The sequence below is a fragment of the Jatrophihabitans sp. genome (genome assembly GCF_036388195.1).
Taxonomy (GTDB): domain Bacteria; phylum Actinomycetota; class Actinomycetes; order Mycobacteriales; family Jatrophihabitantaceae; genus Jatrophihabitans_A.
Genome location: NZ_DASVSG010000141.1, coordinates 1 through 14,553, shown reverse-complemented (window position 1 = coordinate 14,553; position 14,553 = coordinate 1). Strand labels below are relative to the sequence as shown.

Below are 14,553 nucleotides of genomic sequence, written 5' to 3'. Positions count from 1 at the left end.
AGCACCTGTCGTACTAAGTACGAGACTGTATAGTACTAAGTACGAAACCGCTAGTGCTTCGGGAGCGCAATGGTGAGATCAGCTGGCAACGGCGCCGCGGAACGGGTTCCGCTCAGCCGCGATCGGGTGTTGCGGGCGGCCGTCGCGGTCGCCGACGCCGGGGGCATCGCGGCTCTCACGATCCGCTCGCTGGCAACCGAACTCGGCGTCAAGCCGATGTCGGTGTACCACTACGTCGCCAACAAGGACGAGATCCTGGACGGCATCGTCGACCTCGTGTTCGGCGAGTTCGAGCTGCCGGCGGCCGGCGGGGACTGGCGGCAGGAGATGCGCCGGCGGGCGGCCTCGGCCCGCCGGGTGCTCAGGAGCCACCCGTGGGCGACCCCGCTGCTGCAGTCACGGCTCAACGCCGGCCCGGCGACGCTGCGGCACCACAACGCGATGCTCGGCGCGCTGCGGGCGGCCGGCTTCTCGGTGGAGCAGACCGCGCACGCCTTCGCCCTGATCGACAGCTACCTGTACGGCTTCGCGATGTCGGAGACCGCGCTGCCCATCCACGGCCCGGAGAGCGTCGCCGACCTCGCCGGATCGATGATGCAGCGGTTCTCAGCCGAGGAGTACCCGCATCTGGTCGAGTTCACCATGGAGCACATCATGCAGCCCGGCTACGACTTCGGCGCGGAGTTCGACTTCGGGCTCGACCTGATCCTGGACGGCCTCGCCAGGTCGCTGCCGGCCGACGGCGCCGCCGCACCTGGAGTCCGTCCTGTCGAGTAGCGGTTGGGTGAGCATCGGGCGGCCCAGGCGACGGCTGGGACAGTTTCGTTCCGCGGTCGGCGGTGCGGAAGAATGCCCCGGGTGACCGCCAAGCCCGCCATCCCGAACGTCCTGGCCCAGCGCTACGCCTCGCCGGCGATGGCCACGCTGTTCAGCCCCGAGCACAAGGTGGTACTCGAACGCCAGCTCTGGCTCGCGGTGCTCACGGCCCAGCAGGATCTCGGAATCAGCACCCCGGACGGCGCGGTCGCGGCCTACCGCACAGTGGTCGAGGCCGGCGTCGACGCCGTCGATCTGAACTCGATCGCCGACCGGGAGCGGGTGACCAAGCACGACGTCAAGGCCCGGATCGAGGAGTTCAACGCGCTGGCAGCCGAGGGGACGGCGACTGAGCACGAGCTGATCCACCGGGGCATGACCAGCCGCGATCTGACCGAGAACGTCGAGCAGTTGCAGGTCCGCTCGGCGCTGCGGCTGGTCCGGACCAAGGTGCTCAGCGTTCTGGTCCGGCTGGCCCGGCGCGCCGCGGAGTACGAGGCGCTGCCGATCGCCGGCCGCTCGCACAACGTCGCCGCGCAGACCACCACCCTGGGCAAGCGGTTCGCCACGGTGGCCGACGAGCTGCTGGCAGCCCTGGCCCGGCTCGATGAGCTGCTCGCCCGGTACCCACTGCGGGGCATCAAGGGCCCGGTCGGCACCGCCCAGGACATGCTGGACCTCTTCGACGGCGACGCGGCGAAGCTGGCCGAGCTGGAACGCCGGGTGGCCGAACACCTGGGCTTCGAGAGGGTGCTGACCAGCGTGGGGCAGGTCTATCCCCGGTCGCTGGACTTCGACGTGCTGTCGGCGCTCGTCCAGCTCGCCGCGGCGCCGGCCAGCTTCGCCACCACCGTGCGCCTGATGGCCGGCCACGAGCTGGTCACCGAGGGGTTCCGGCCCGGCCAGGTCGGCTCGTCGGCAATGCCGCACAAGATGAACACCCGGTCCGCGGAGCGGATCAACGGCTTCGCGGTGATCCTGCGCGGCTACGCCTCGATGGCGGGGGAACTCGCCGGCGGCCAGTGGAACGAGGGCGACGTCAGCTGCTCGGTGGTCCGCCGGGTGGCGCTGCCGGACGCCTTCTTCGCCCTGGACGGCCTGCTGGAGACCACCCTCACGGTGCTGGACGACTTCGGGGCGTTCCCGGCGGTGATCGCGCGGGAGCTGGACCGCTACCTGCCGTTCCTGGCGACCACCAAGGTGCTGATGGCCGCCGTCCGGGCCGGCGCCGGGCGCGAGCAGGCGCACGAGGCCATCAAGGAGCACGCCGTCCGGGTGGCGCTGGACATGCGCGAGCACGGCGCCGCCGAGAACGACCTGCTCGCCCGGCTGGCAGCCGACCCCCGGCTGGGCCTGGACGCCGGCGCGCTGACCGACCTGCTGGCCGACCCGGTGGCCTTCACCGGCGCCGCTGGAGCCCAGGTGCGAGCGGTGATCGCCGCGGTCGACCGGGTGCTGGAGACCGAGCCGGCCGCCGCCGGCTACGTTCCTGAGCCCATCCTCTGACTGGCTGGTCCTTGCCGGCCGTGCCGGGCACGGCTACTGCCAGGGATAGGGGATCAGTTGCGCATCGCCCGTGAACAAGGTGGTGGTGGCGCCGGTGACGAGGTTGAACGAGATCACCGACTCCTCGTCGCGGACCGGGCAGCCGCCCAGTCGTCGCAGGGTGAGGAGATCGCCGTCCACCCCGATCACAGGCGGGTCCTCAGCCACCCCGGCAGGCAGCTTGAGAATCCTGATGGCTCCGTTCCGCAGGACGTTGAGTCGGCCTGGCCCGCAGCCGCCTCCTTCGCTCAACAGCGTGCCTTCGCTGTATCGCCAGGCGTTGCTGAAGCCGCCGGGGTGGGTCTTGCTCGCGGCGGCCAACTTCTCCGGCTGCCCACCGGCCACCGGCTGGAGGAAGAGTGCGTACGAGCTGCCGGTCTTGGAGACGCAGGTCTCCAGGACCGTCGATGAGCTCCACCACTTGACCGGCCAGCAGCCGCGGACATCCGCCGTCGCGGGCAAGGTCCGGATCAGATGGCCATCATTGCCGAGCAGCGTCATTCCCTGTGAACCACCGACCAGCAGGCCGGTGCCGTCCGCGTTGTAGAGGACGGGGAAGCCGATCTGTCCGGAACCGGGCAGTGTCCGGGGATAGGCCAGCTGGTGGCTGCCGTCCGTGGCGAGTCTTTCCAACGACGGGGAGGTGCCCGCGAGACGCGTCACCAGGATCGCGCGGCCTTGCGGCCTGGTGTAGTCCAAGAACCCGCGCTCGCCGAGGTTGACGGTGTGCAGTATCCGGCCGGTTGCCAGCTCCAGCTCGGTGATGATGTGAGCCGTGCCCTGCTCCCGGCTGAGCATGACCCGCTTGCCGTCCGGTGACCATTGAGCGATGCGGTTCTCGGCGTCAGGCAGGTGATCGGTGATGAGGTAGCGACCACCGATCGGGTTGATCAGGTACAGGGCGGGTGCTGCGCCATTTGTGAGCGCCAGGAACCAGCCATGACCGACCTGGTTCCAGGGGACCTCGGAGCGTCCGGCTTGCTTGCCGTTACCGAGCAGCGGCGCCTGCGCCGGCGGAGTAGCAGTGACCGGGGAGGCGCTCGACGGCTGGGGCTGGGGCGGGGTGTTGCTGGGCGTCGGTGTCAGGCTCGGCGCCGGCGTGCTGATCTGGCTGGCCGGGGGGTTCGGTGTGGGAGCGCTGCCGTTATCCGACATGGTGATCGCGGTGACCGCGACGGTGATCGCTGCGACGGCGGCTGCGGCCAGGGCAGGGGCCAGCCAGCGGGCGTGCCGCGTTCCGGCGGTCCGGTGGCTGAACTTCAGCGGCGTCAGCTCATCGTCGCGGACGGCTCCGGCGCGAGCGGGCGGGAGATCGGTCCTGCCCTCGGGCTGGTTCCAACCGGTGGGGTCCAGCTCGCCGGTCAGCAGCCGCTGGGCTGCCAGCTGGTCGAGCCGCTCGGCGGTGACCTGGTCGGCCTTGGCCTCGAACGCGGCCCGGAGCCGCTCTTCGGTGTGGCTGTTCATCGCGCGTCTCCCAGGATCGTTTCGAGCTTGTCCATGCCCCGGCTGGCGTTGGACTTCACCGCGCCGCGCGAGATGCTCAGCGCTTGGGCGATCTCCGCCTCGGACAGGTTCGCCCAGTACCGCAGGGCGAGCACCTCGCGTTGCCGGGGCGGTAGCTGCCGGACGGCGGCCAGCACCTGCTGGTGTGCCGCGGCCAGCAGCAGCTCGCTGTCGGCCGGTGCGGCGTTCTCCACCCTGGCCAGCCGCAGGTGCCGGCGGGCGGTCTGGCGCTTGCGCAGCACCGAGCGGGCGTTGTTCACGGCGGTGGCGCGCAGGTAGGCCAGTGCTGCGTCCGGGTCGCGCAGCCGGTGCCGGTTCTGGTGCAACGCGGTGAACGCCTCCTGCACCACGTCCTCGGCGGTGCCGATGTCATCGACGAGCAGCACCACCAGCCGGACCAGGGGCAGCCGGTGGGCGGAGTACAAGCCGGTGAAGTCGATCTCGGTCATCTGCGTCACAGCGCTGTCCGTCCTGGCCGGTACGTCCGGCCGACTCCGCTTGCGAAGTATGTACGGTTGTCAGACGCGATGCCCCGCCGGAGGTTGCATGCCAGTCGCGAGGAGCCGGCATCGTTATCCGGGTGTGACAGGATCGGCCCCGTGCCTCCGACTCCGGCCACCGTGCAGCCCGCCAATCCGTCTGACGGCGGGCTCACCCACATCCACTCCGGCAAGGTCCGGGACCTCTACGCCACCGACACCGGCCACCTGGTCATGGTGGCCAGCGACCGGATCTCCGCCTTCGACCACGTGCTGGCCACCGAGATCCCCGACAAGGGGCGGATCCTGACCGCGATGTCGGTGTGGTGGTTCGGACAGCTGGCCGACCTGGTCGGCAACCACCTGCTCAGCTACGACGACGAGCTGATCCCGGACGCGTGGCGCGGCCGCGCGATGCTGTGCGCGAAGCTGGACATGATCGCGGTCGAGGCGGTGGTCCGCGGCTACCTGACCGGCGGCGGGCTGCTGGACTACCAGGCCACCGGTTCGGTGTGCGGCATCGCGCTGCCTCCCGGCCTGACCGACGGCGACCGGCTGCCCGAGCCGATCTTCACCCCGGCCGCGAAGGCCGCGGTCGGCGAGCATGACGAGAACATCAGCTTCGCCGCCGTCGTCGCGCAGGTCGGTGAGCGGACCGCCGGCCGGCTGCGCAAGCTGAGCCTGGCCATCTACGCCCGGGCCCGCGAGCTCGCGGCGGACCGCGGCATCCTGCTCGCCGACACCAAGTTCGAGTTCGGGCTGCACTCCTGCACCGGTGAGCTGATGCTCGGGGACGAGGTGCTGACGCCGGACTCGTCGCGGTTCTGGCCGGCTGACCAGTGGCGGCCCGGCGGCCGGCAACCCAGCTTCGACAAGCAGTACGTCCGGGACTGGCTGACCTCACCGGCCTCCGGCTGGGACCGGCACTCCGACCGGCCGCCGCCACCGCTGCCCGAGGACGTGGTGGCCGCCACCCGGCAGCGATATCTGGATGCGTACGAGCGGCTCACCGGGTTACGGTTCGCCGACTGGTTGGCCCCGGCCCGGTCGTAGCGGGCCTGCCGCGCCCGCGGAAAAGCCGACTGAGAGAGGGATGGAGCCACGATGCTGGTCGGAAAGCGGGTCACGCTGCGGGCCCTGACCGAGGCCGACCTGCCGCGGCTGACCGAGTTCAAGAACGACATCGAGTTCGAGCTGCTCGGTGGCGGTGACCCGCCCCGGCCGCGGACCCTGACGCTGGTGCAGCAGTTCTTCGACGAGCAGGCCAAGGACAAGGACAGCCCGAACTTCGCGATCGAAGTGGACGGGCTCTTCATCGGTGACTGCGGGCTGCACAACGTCAACCGGCGGGACGGGACGGCCGAGGTGGGCATCGGCATCGGCGACCGGGCCTACTGGGGACGCGGATACGGCCGGGAGGCGCTGGCCCTGCTGGTGGACTACGGCTTCCGGATGCAGAACCTGCGCAAGCTCTGGCTGGAGGTGCACGGCAGCAACAAGCGGGCGATCCGTTCCTACCGGGCGGTCGGTTTCGTCGAGGAGGGCCGCCAGCGCGAGCAGACCTGGTCCGGCGGCCGGTACGAGGACACCGTCCTGATGGGCCTGTTCCGGTCCGACTTCGAGGGTTCCTGACCTCAGCCGCGGCCAGCCAGCGCCGGACCTCGGCCGGGGAGCGGAATCGCAGAACGGCCAGCTCGGCGGCCAGCATCGACTTGCCGGCCCGGAGGAGCCTGCGACCAGGACGCGCTGCACGGACGCCGAGGCTACGCCCACGACCGCTGCACTAGGCTGGCCCGCAGCTGAGGAAGCCCCCGCAGCCGGGAAAGCTGGGCGCAGCCGAGGATGAAGGAGCGAGCAATGGCCCGCGTGGTAGTCGACGTCGTGATGAAGCCTGAGATCCTGGACCCGCAGGGCCAGGCCATCCTCGGCGCGCTGACCCGGCTGGGCATCGAGGGCGTGAACTCGGTGCGGCAGGGCAAGCACTTCGAGCTGGACGTAGACGACGACCTCGACGACGCCACCGTGACCAAGCTCGCCGACACGCTGCTGGCCAACCCGGTGATCGAGGACTTCACCATTTCCCGCTGACCGCGGCGTCGGCATGCCCGGCCGGCGCCAGCCGGTAACCTGTGGGCGTGAGCGTGCGTGTCGGAGTAGTGACCTTTCCCGGAAGCCTTGACGATCGCGACGCCCTGCGCGCCGTGCGGCTGGCCGGAGCGGAGCCGGTGCCCCTGTGGCACGGGGACAAGTGGCTCTCAGACGTCGACGCGGTGGTGCTGCCCGGCGGCTTCTCCTACGGCGACTACCTGCGGTGCGGCGCGATCGCCCGGTTCTCACCGGCGATGGGGTCCGTGATCGACGGCGCCCGCAACGGGCTGCCGGTGCTCGGGATCTGCAACGGCTTCCAGGTGCTGTGCGAGGCCCACCTGCTGCCCGGGGCGCTGATCCGCAACGCCGAGCGCCGGTTCGTCTGCAAGGACCAGCGGCTTCGCATCGAGCGGGCCGGCACCGCGTGGACCGCCGACTACTCCGACGGCCAGGAGCTGCTGATCCCGATCAAGAACATCGACGGTGGCTTCGTGGCCAGCGAGCGGGTGCTGGACGAGCTCGAGGGCGAGGGCCGGGTGGTGGCCAGGTACCTCGGCGGCAACCCGAACGGCTCGTACCGCGACATCGCCGGGATCTGCAACGCCGAAGGCAACGTGGTCGGCCTGATGCCGCATCCCGAGCACGCGATCGACCCGCTGACCGGTCCGAGCGCCGATGGCCTGGGCTTCTTCAGCTCCGTCCTGAGCAGCATGGTGCAGGCGTGACGGCCACTCGACGACGGGCGCCGCTGGACACGGTGCAGGTCGCCGGGTCCTCTCCCGCACAGCCCCAGCCGTACGCGGAGCTGGGGCTGGCCAAGGACGAGTACGCCCGCATCAAGGAGATCCTGGGCCGGCGGCCGACCAGCTCGGAGCTGGCGATGTACTCGGTGATGTGGTCGGAGCACTGCTCCTACAAGTCGTCCAAGGTGCACCTGAAGCAGTTCGCTGAAAAGATTCCGGAAGGCGCTCGCTCGGCTTTGCTGGTGGGCATGGGCGAGAACGCCGGCGTGGTGGACGTCGGCAACGGCCTGGCGGTGACGTTCAAGATCGAGTCGCACAACCACCCGTCCTACGTCGAGCCGTACCAGGGCGCGGCCACCGGGGTGGGCGGCATCGTCCGCGACATCCTGACCATGGGCGCGCGCCCGATCGCGGTGCTCGACTCGCTCCGGTTCGGCGCCGCCGACGCTGCTGACACCTCCCGGGTGCTGCCCGGCGTGGTGTCCGGGATCGGCGGCTACGGCAACTGCCTGGGGCTGCCGAACATCGGTGGCGAGGTGGTGTTCGACCCCAGCTACCTGGCCAACCCGCTGGTGAACGCGCTGTGCGTCGGGGTGCTGCCGGCGGACGGGATCAAGCTGGCCAAGGCGGAGGGGCCGGGCAGCCTGGTGGTGCTGTTCGGCGCCCGCACCGGCGGCGACGGCATCGGTGGCGCGTCGGTGCTGGCTTCGGCCAGTTTCGAACGCGAGGGGGAGCGCAAGCGCCCGGCGGTGCAGGTCGGCGACCCGTTCGCCGAGAAGGTGCTGATCGAGTGCTGCCTGGAGATCTTCGCCGCCGACCTGGTCACCGGCATCCAGGACCTGGGCGCGGCGGGGCTGTCCTGCGCGACCACGGAGCTCGCCGCGGCCGGCACCGGCGGCATGGAGATCGACCTGGACCTGGCGCCGCTGCGCGACGAGACGCTGGCGCCCGAAGAGATCCTGATGAGCGAGTCCCAGGAACGGATGATGGCGGTCGTCGCGCCGGAGAACCTCGAGGCATTCCTCGAGGTCTGCGCCAAGTGGGACGTCACCGCCACCGTGCTGGGCACCGTGACCGATGGGGACCGGCTGGTGATGCGCTGGCACGGCGAGACGATCGTCGACGTCCCGCCGCGCACCCTGGCCCACGAGGGACCGGTCTACCGGCGGCCGGTCCGGCGCCCGTACGACCAGGACGCGCTCAACGGCGAGCACGTCTTCGGCCTGCCCCGGCCGAAGACCGGTGAGCAGCTGCGGGCCACCGCGGTGAAGCTGATCTGTTCGCCCAACCTGGCCGACAAGTCCTGGGTCACCGACCAGTACGACCGGTACGTGCAGGGCAACACCGTGCTGGCCCAGCCCGAGGACGCCGGCATGGTCCGGCTGCCCGGGCCGGACGGCGAGGACAGCAACGTCGGGATCGCCGTCTCGGTGGACGGCAACGGCCGGTACTGCCGGCTCGATCCGTACGCCGGGGCGCAGCTGGCGCTGGCCGAGGCGTACCGCAACGTCGCGGTCACCGGCGCCCGGCCGCTGGCCGTCACCAACTGCCTGAACTTCGGCTCGCCGGAGGACCCGGCGGTGATGTGGCAGTTCGCCGAGGCGGTCCGCGGGCTGGCCGACGGCTGCCAGCAGCTGGGCATCCCGGTGACCGGCGGCAATGTCAGCTTCTACAACCAGACCGGCACCACCGCGATCCTGCCGACGCCGGTGGTCGGGGTGCTCGGGGTGATCGACGACGTGACCCGCCGGACGCCGATGGCGCTGCGCGGCGACGGGGCGCTGCTGTACCTGCTCGGCGACACCCGGAACGAGTTCGGCGGCTCGGAGTGGGCCCATGTCGTGCACGGCTTCCTCGGTGGCCGGCCGCCGGCGGTCGACCTGGAGCGGGAGCGGCTGCTGGCCGATGTGCTGATCAACGCCTCCCGGGACGGCCTGATCGACGCCGCCCACGACCTGTCCGACGGCGGGCTGTTCGTGGCGCTGGCCGAGGCCTGCCTGCGGGGCTGCTCCGGTATCCGGGTCGTGGTGCCGGACGGGATGGACCCGTTCGTGTTCCTGTTCTCCGAGTCGGCCGGCCGGGCGATCGTGGCGGTGCCGCGGGTTGCGGACGCCCGGTTCACCGACATGTGCGCCGCGCGGCGGCTGCCGGCTCAGCGGATCGGCGTGCTCGACATCCTCGAGTCGGCCATCGAGGTGCAGGGGCAGTTCCGAATTCCGATGGCGGAGCTGCGGGTGGCCTGGGCATCGACGCTGCCCCGGCTGTTCGGCTGAGCGATGCCGTCCGATCCTTCCCGGCCGCTGCTGGCCCAGGCGGCGCTGATGCGGGAGTGGCTGAGGGTTTTGCCGTCCGAGGCGTTCGCTGAGCCGAGCGTGCTGCCCGGATGGGATGTCCGGCTGCTGACCGCGCACGTGCTGATGATCTTCCGCGGGCTGCTGGGGGCTATCGGTTCGCCGGTCGACGAGTCGCCGCTGGCGCTGCATGACTACGTCGCCCGGTACCGGCCGGACGCAGGGCTGATCGACGCGGTCACGTCGGAGCTGGCGGCCGACCGGACGCCGGATGAGCTGCTCACCGAGCTGGACCTGCTGCTGAGCCAGGTACGCGCCCGGTTGGCCGAGCCGTTGCCGAAGGTGGTCCGGGCGCCGCGCGGGCCGATCAGCGCGGCGGACTACCTGATGACCCGGATCTTCGAGGTGCTGGCGCACTCGGAGGATCTGAGCCGGTCGCTGCCGGACCGTCCGCCCCTTGCTCTGGATCGCTTGGCGCTCGGGACCGGCGTGCGGGGTTTGGCCGGCATGCTCGCGGCGAAGCACCCGGGCCGGTCGGTTGAGGTGCGGGTGCCGCCGGTCATCGCGGTGCAGTGCATCACCGGGCCCCGGCACACTCGGGGCACCCCGCCGAACGTGGTCGAGACGGATCCGGTGACGTTCCTCCTGCTGGCTACCGGGCGGGTGGAGTGGTCCCAGGCCTTGGCCGCCGGTCACGTCCGCGCCAGCGGGCTGCGGGCCGACCTCTCCGAGCAGTTGCCGCTGCTGTGACGTCGTCGCTGTCTCTTTGATGAGGTCCAGTCCTGGTTGGTTCTTACTGGATCAGGTGAGCGCCGTCTCACCGGTGATACACTCGTGCTATGAAGACGGTGACCGTGCGCGAGCTCCGCAATGACGGCGGAGCAGTCCTCGACCGGGTGGCCCGTGGCGAGGAGTTGATCGTGACCCGAGATGGCGCCGAGGTCGCTGAATTGCGCCCGAGGCGCCGGCCTTCCCCGGCATCGGCCGACCTCATCGAACGTCGCCGGCACTTGCCGAAGGTCGACCCTGATCTGCTGCGGCGCGATATCGACGACGTCCTCGATCCCACCGTATGACTGCCAGTGCGGCTCGGGGGATGCTCGACACCTCCACCGTGATCCTGCTCGGTGAGTTGGACGATCCGAGTGTGCTTCCCGACGAGTGCGTGATCAGCGCGGTGACCTTGGCCGAGCTGTCGGTCGGACCGCACGTCGCTGGTACGGCCCGGGAACGATCCGCTCGCCAAGCGCATCTGCAGCAAGCCGAAGCAGACTTCGAAGCGCTTGCCTTCGATGCCGCGTCGGCCCGAGCGTTCGGCCGCGTCGCGGCCTCGCTGCGCCAGGCCGGGCGCAAGCCTGCCGCCCGCGCCTACGACGCCTTGATCGCGGCGTCGGCTATCGCCCACGATTTGCCGCTGTACACCTGCAACCCGAGCGACTTCACCGGGATCGACGAGCTTTCTGTTCGGACGGTTCCGAATCCCCGCCGCCGCTAGTCATAGAGGCCAAGGCTGTGGCCAGTCCTAGACCTATCCGACCGACCCTAGCGACCTCGACAATCTGAGCAATCGCAGGGACATCCCTTAATCAGCCCGGTGGACGGGGCTACCAGATCTGGTCATACTTGTGACTATGACATCCATGCCGCTAGCCGAGGTCAAGGCGCATCTCTCAGAGCTGGTAGGGCGGGTGAGCACTCACCATGAGCGCTTGACCGTCACGGTGCACGGTCGCCCCTCGGCCGTGCTGCTAGCGGTCGATGATCTTGAATCCCTGGAGGAGACGATCGCGGTGCTCTCGGATACCGACACGTTGCGTAACTTGATCGAGGCCGAGGCCGAAATCGCGCGTGGCGAGGGTGAGTCGGAGGAGCAGCTTGCCGAGGCCATGCGCCGCCGACGCTCGACTGCGTGACGCAGCCGGGGTACCGGTTGATCGTCGCTCCCACCGCACGACGCCAACTCGCCGAGACGTTGCCCGAGGCTGTGGCCAGTGCTGCCTACGAATTCGTCCTGGGGCCACTGCTAGACAACCCGCATCGGATAGGCAAGCGGCTACAGCCCCCGCTGGCTGACCGTTACAGCGCGCGGCGCGGGACCTATCGCGTCATCTACCGCATCGATGACCAACAGCGCACCGTCACGGTCCTCACCATCATGCATCGCAGCGACGCGTACCGCCGATGAGCCCGAGACTGCAGTCGCAAGCAGAACCGGAAACCTCGCTAATCGACATTCTGCCCCTTGACTTTGGTCGAGTAGCCGACAGCCAAGCGCCTGGCTCGCAAGGGATCTCAAGCCTCGCACCGCCAGTCGGGCGACGATACCAACTCAGGTGGTTCCATTGATCGGCACCGTGGCATGCTGACCATGGCAGCGTTACTTACGTCGACTTTCACGATCAAGAGTCATATGCCGGCTTACTCTATAAGCGACGGGATAGGCGGTGGTTATGTCAGACGACATCAAAGGCTTTGGCGACATCACGCAAAAGCTCGCGAGAAACCCTCTCGGGATAATTGCATTGTTCATCGTGTTGGTGTACGGAATGGCCGCCCTCTTAACGGGCGTCGGCAACTCAATGTCCGAGTCGGAACGGCTGCCTTTGATCTACTTCTTAGTAGCATTCCCAGTATTGGTGTTAGCCGTATTTGCGTGGCTGGTCAGTCAACATGCGAACAAGTTGTTCGCTCCAGCAGATTTTCGTGACGAAGAAAACTATGTCCGAACGTTGACCGCTACGGCTTCTCTGGCTATTGCTAGCGCAAAGGATGACTTGTCGGTTTCGGCCGCTGAGGTCAGTTCGGTAGTGTCCACTATTCGGGAAGCATCAGCAAGCGGCCGCGCTTCTATTCAAAAGGGGCGGAATCAAGTGCTGTGGGTTGACGACTCGCCCGGCAATAATGTGAATGAGCGTCGGGCGCTTGAGGCCATGGGCCTACAGTTCACACTCGCCGTTTCCACGGATCGGGCCCTGGAAGCAGCGAGGCACCAGCGCTTTGCGGTGATAATTTCAGACATGTCACGTCCGGAGGGTCCAAGAGCAGGATATGACCTCCTCGACAGGGTGAAGGCAAATGGCGTCGATACGCCATTTATCATTTATTCGTCCTCCGATTCCGCGGAAGATCGAGACGAGGCGATTTCCCGTGGGGCTCAAGGCCTGACCAACCGTCCGCAGACACTGGTTCAACTTGTCATGCAGGCAGTTCTCAGCCAATAGAATTTACGAAGGTAGGAGCACGACCCCACTTCGACAACTTGCAGCGTCCTAAGCCCTTCGCGCCCCCGAGTAAGCTCACGGCGTGGTGTCGGAACCGGTTCGAGCGGTCGCGGCGCAAAAACTTGCGAAGGCTAAGGAGTTCATGCTCGTGGCGGAGGCTGCAGTGGACGCAATGGACGCCGCTGTGAGCTTGGCGGCGTCGGCGGCGATCAACGCGGCCGACGTGATCTTGCTTGTCGACGTGGGGTCATACTTCAGAGACAGTGACCACCAACAAGCTGTAACGAGGCTTCGCCGGAACCGACCGCAGTCCGCACGCCAGCTTGCAAGTGTCTTGGCCTTGAAGCCCAAAGCCCAGTACGACAGCAAGCGGTGCACGAGGAATGACGTGGCGACGGCTTTGAAACAGTCAGGGCGACTCATCGATCTGGCTGACGAACTGTTGAAGAAGGAGAGTGGTACCGCGTGAACCGCTGCTTCGTGATTGGCCCGATCGGCGACAAGATGGCCGCTCATGGCTCGCCTCGTCGACTGGCCTACGAGGAGGCGCTTTCGGTGTATGAGGACGTTATCAAGCCTGCGTGTGCTGAGAACGACCTTGAACCTATACGTGCCGACGGTATCGCCGTGCCCGGCGAGATTACTGATCAAATATTCCGTCATTTACTAGAGGACGAGGTAGTGATTGCCGATGTCAGTGGCGCAAATCCCAATGTCATGTACGAATTGGGCCTCCGACACACTACCGGCCTGCTCACGATCCAGATCGGCGAATACGGCCAGCTGCCCTTTGATGTCCAAGCCCTGCGGACCATCATGTTTTCCAGGTCGGAGCGCGGGTTGATTGACGCACGCAAACAGCTCTCCGAGGTTCTACGAATAGGACTCGCCGAAGGCACTGACCCCCTTCCCGCCACCCGTGTGTGGCAGAGCAGGGCAGGCGGCCCAATACCGTCACGAACGACAGAGGACAACGAAGAAACTTCGCCGCAGACGGAAGACGTAGCAGAGGACGAACGTGGATTCGTCGATCGCATGGCGGAGATCGAGGATGATTTTCCCATTTTGAACAGTACCGTTGAAGAACTCGGCGGCGTTCTCGAAACATTGGGAGCACAAGCCGCTGACTTCGGCAGCGAGATCGAAGCTATCTCGGAGTCCGCATCTGCGGCTCAACGCCTCACGGTGCTTACTCGTTATGGAAAGAGTTTGCAGCAACCCGCCGATGACCTAACCCGGCTGACATCGACATTTGCGGGCACGATGGCAGGCCTCGATGAGAACGTCAGGGGCCTGCTGAACGACATGGCGCGCGATCCTGAACTCCTCAGAGACGAAAATGTGTCTCCGTTCCTCGAGGGCATCGCGGAGTTGGCCAGCGGCACCCGCGAGGGCATGGAAGGGCTGAACGAGTTCGCGACGATGGTCGGTAGCCTCGGAAAAATCAGCAGAGCTCTCAAGCGGCCTGGGCAGCAGATGGAACGCGCCATTCGGGCGATGGCGAAATCTGCGGCGCTCGTCGATGACTGGGAGTCGGCTGCCGTTGCGCTACTTCGTGCGAGAGACACCGCCAAGGCTCTTGCTACGGAGGTTGTCGACGCGAACGCCGAATCTTCTTGACTTGAAATGGCAACATAACTCGGGCGACCGGATCGGCTGGCTGAGGCCACTGGAACTCCCTGTCAGGGTGCCAGGCGTGCAGAGACATCGCGGTCGAGTTCGTCCGCTTGGTCTGCGGCCACAATGAGGGCGGCGGCGAGTTGGCGGGCGGTACCGGAGGGTAGAAGCGCTACCGACCGCGCGGCGATGGTTGGCGGTTCTGCGATGACCCGTACGAGCCGGTGGCCCCCGCGGCGTGCGCGCCGGA

17 protein-coding genes are annotated in these 14,553 nt (G+C 67.8%); 15 read left to right on the top strand and 2 right to left on the bottom strand.

The genetic code is table 11. The features are described from left to right. Positions 1 to 69 precede the first annotated feature (69 nt). Complete coding sequence (locus VF612_RS14615; protein ID WP_408660582.1) at positions 70 to 777, top strand: TetR/AcrR family transcriptional regulator C-terminal domain-containing protein; 708 nt, start codon at positions 70 to 72, stop codon at positions 775 to 777. Positions 778 to 849: 72 nt separating this feature from the next. Continuing rightward, a complete protein-coding gene (gene purB / locus VF612_RS14610) occupies positions 850 to 2,322 on the top strand; it encodes an adenylosuccinate lyase (protein ID WP_408660581.1) in 1,473 nt (490 codons plus the stop codon). A gap of 33 nt (positions 2,323 to 2,355) precedes the next feature. Here purB and VF612_RS14605 read toward each other — a convergent pair whose 3' ends face one another. After that, entirely contained in the window at positions 2,356 to 3,825 is a 1,470-nt protein-coding gene (locus VF612_RS14605) for a hypothetical protein (RefSeq protein WP_408660580.1), read from the bottom strand. After that, entirely contained in the window at positions 3,822 to 4,313 is a 492-nt protein-coding gene (locus VF612_RS14600) for a sigma-70 family RNA polymerase sigma factor (RefSeq protein ID WP_408660610.1), read from the bottom strand. The genes VF612_RS14605 and VF612_RS14600 overlap by 4 nt, the downstream gene beginning before the upstream one ends. A gap of 150 nt (positions 4,314 to 4,463) precedes the next feature. Here VF612_RS14600 and VF612_RS14595 point away from each other — a divergent pair, with 150 nt between their 5' ends. The 13 genes from VF612_RS14595 (at position 4,464) to VF612_RS14535 (ending at position 14,306) form a co-directional block, all read left to right on the top strand. Next, positions 4,464 to 5,396: a phosphoribosylaminoimidazolesuccinocarboxamide synthase gene (locus VF612_RS14595; RefSeq protein WP_408660579.1), complete on the top strand. Its 933-nt coding sequence runs from the start codon at positions 4,464 to 4,466 to the stop codon at positions 5,394 to 5,396. A gap of 51 nt (positions 5,397 to 5,447) precedes the next feature. Further along, positions 5,448 to 5,975, top strand: a complete 528-nt coding sequence (locus VF612_RS14590) for a GNAT family N-acetyltransferase (RefSeq protein WP_408660578.1) — start codon at positions 5,448 to 5,450, stop codon at positions 5,973 to 5,975. A 225-nt stretch (positions 5,976 to 6,200) separates the two neighbouring features. Continuing rightward, complete coding sequence (gene purS, locus VF612_RS14585) at positions 6,201 to 6,431, top strand: phosphoribosylformylglycinamidine synthase subunit PurS (RefSeq protein WP_408652307.1); 231 nt, start codon at positions 6,201 to 6,203, stop codon at positions 6,429 to 6,431. A gap of 47 nt (positions 6,432 to 6,478) precedes the next feature. After that, positions 6,479 to 7,156, top strand: a complete 678-nt coding sequence (gene purQ / locus VF612_RS14580; RefSeq protein ID WP_408660577.1) for a phosphoribosylformylglycinamidine synthase subunit PurQ — start codon at positions 6,479 to 6,481, stop codon at positions 7,154 to 7,156. Continuing rightward, positions 7,153 to 9,447, top strand: a complete 2,295-nt coding sequence (gene purL / locus VF612_RS14575) for a phosphoribosylformylglycinamidine synthase subunit PurL (RefSeq protein WP_408660576.1) — start codon at positions 7,153 to 7,155, stop codon at positions 9,445 to 9,447. Before purQ ends, purL begins: the two co-directional genes overlap by 4 nt. A 3-nt stretch (positions 9,448 to 9,450) precedes the next feature. After that, positions 9,451 to 10,215 carry a maleylpyruvate isomerase family mycothiol-dependent enzyme gene (locus VF612_RS14570; protein ID WP_408660575.1) on the top strand — a complete coding sequence of 255 codons (765 nt, stop codon included), beginning with the start codon at positions 9,451 to 9,453 and terminating at the stop codon, positions 10,213 to 10,215. Between the two features lie 89 nt (positions 10,216 to 10,304). Further along, on the top strand, positions 10,305 to 10,541 hold the full coding sequence (locus VF612_RS14565; RefSeq protein ID WP_408660574.1) for a type II toxin-antitoxin system Phd/YefM family antitoxin: 237 nt from the start codon (positions 10,305 to 10,307) through the stop codon (positions 10,539 to 10,541). A gap of 20 nt (positions 10,542 to 10,561) precedes the next feature. Next, on the top strand, positions 10,562 to 10,960 hold the full coding sequence (locus VF612_RS14560; protein ID WP_408660573.1) for a type II toxin-antitoxin system VapC family toxin: 399 nt from the start codon (positions 10,562 to 10,564) through the stop codon (positions 10,958 to 10,960). A 136-nt stretch (positions 10,961 to 11,096) separates the two neighbouring features. Beyond that, on the top strand, positions 11,097 to 11,378 hold the full coding sequence (locus VF612_RS14555) for a type II toxin-antitoxin system Phd/YefM family antitoxin (protein ID WP_408660572.1): 282 nt from the start codon (positions 11,097 to 11,099) through the stop codon (positions 11,376 to 11,378). Then, entirely contained in the window at positions 11,375 to 11,650 is a 276-nt protein-coding gene (locus VF612_RS14550) for a type II toxin-antitoxin system RelE family toxin (RefSeq protein WP_408660571.1), read from the top strand. Before VF612_RS14555 ends, VF612_RS14550 begins: the two co-directional genes overlap by 4 nt. A gap of 265 nt (positions 11,651 to 11,915) precedes the next feature. Beyond that, a complete protein-coding gene (locus VF612_RS14545; RefSeq protein WP_408660570.1) occupies positions 11,916 to 12,686 on the top strand; it encodes a response regulator in 771 nt (256 codons plus the stop codon). Positions 12,687 to 12,768: 82 nt separating this feature from the next. Continuing rightward, positions 12,769 to 13,155, top strand: a complete 387-nt coding sequence (locus VF612_RS14540; RefSeq protein ID WP_408660569.1) for a hypothetical protein — start codon at positions 12,769 to 12,771, stop codon at positions 13,153 to 13,155. Further along, the gene (locus VF612_RS14535) at positions 13,152 to 14,306 is read left to right on the top strand and encodes a hypothetical protein (protein ID WP_408660568.1); all 1,155 of its coding nucleotides are present in this window, start codon (positions 13,152 to 13,154) and stop codon (positions 14,304 to 14,306) included. The genes VF612_RS14540 and VF612_RS14535 overlap by 4 nt, the downstream gene beginning before the upstream one ends. Positions 14,307 to 14,553: the final 247 nt, after the last annotated feature.

Bases quoted from the DNA above. Each gene is read 5' to 3' on its own strand.
- VF612_RS14615 (WP_408660582.1), top strand. From the start codon at position 70: ATGGTGAGATCAGCTGGCAACGGCGCCGCGGAACGGGTTCCGCTCAGC.
- purB (WP_408660581.1), top strand. From the start codon at position 850: ATGCCCCGGGTGACCGCCAAGCCCGCCATCCCGAACGTCCTGGCCCAG.
- VF612_RS14605 (WP_408660580.1), bottom strand. From the start codon at position 3,825: ATGAACAGCCACACCGAAGAGCGGCTCCGGGCCGCGTTCGAGGCCAAG.
- VF612_RS14600 (WP_408660610.1), bottom strand. From the start codon at position 4,313: ATGACCGAGATCGACTTCACCGGCTTGTACTCCGCCCACCGGCTGCCC.
- VF612_RS14590 (WP_408660578.1), top strand. From the start codon at position 5,448: ATGCTGGTCGGAAAGCGGGTCACGCTGCGGGCCCTGACCGAGGCCGAC.
- purS (WP_408652307.1), top strand. From the start codon at position 6,201: ATGGCCCGCGTGGTAGTCGACGTCGTGATGAAGCCTGAGATCCTGGAC.
- VF612_RS14570 (WP_408660575.1), top strand. From the start codon at position 9,451: ATGCCGTCCGATCCTTCCCGGCCGCTGCTGGCCCAGGCGGCGCTGATG.
- VF612_RS14565 (WP_408660574.1), top strand. From the start codon at position 10,305: ATGAAGACGGTGACCGTGCGCGAGCTCCGCAATGACGGCGGAGCAGTC.
- VF612_RS14560 (WP_408660573.1), top strand. From the start codon at position 10,562: ATGCTCGACACCTCCACCGTGATCCTGCTCGGTGAGTTGGACGATCCG.
- VF612_RS14555 (WP_408660572.1), top strand. From the start codon at position 11,097: ATGACATCCATGCCGCTAGCCGAGGTCAAGGCGCATCTCTCAGAGCTG.
- VF612_RS14545 (WP_408660570.1), top strand. From the start codon at position 11,916: ATGTCAGACGACATCAAAGGCTTTGGCGACATCACGCAAAAGCTCGCG.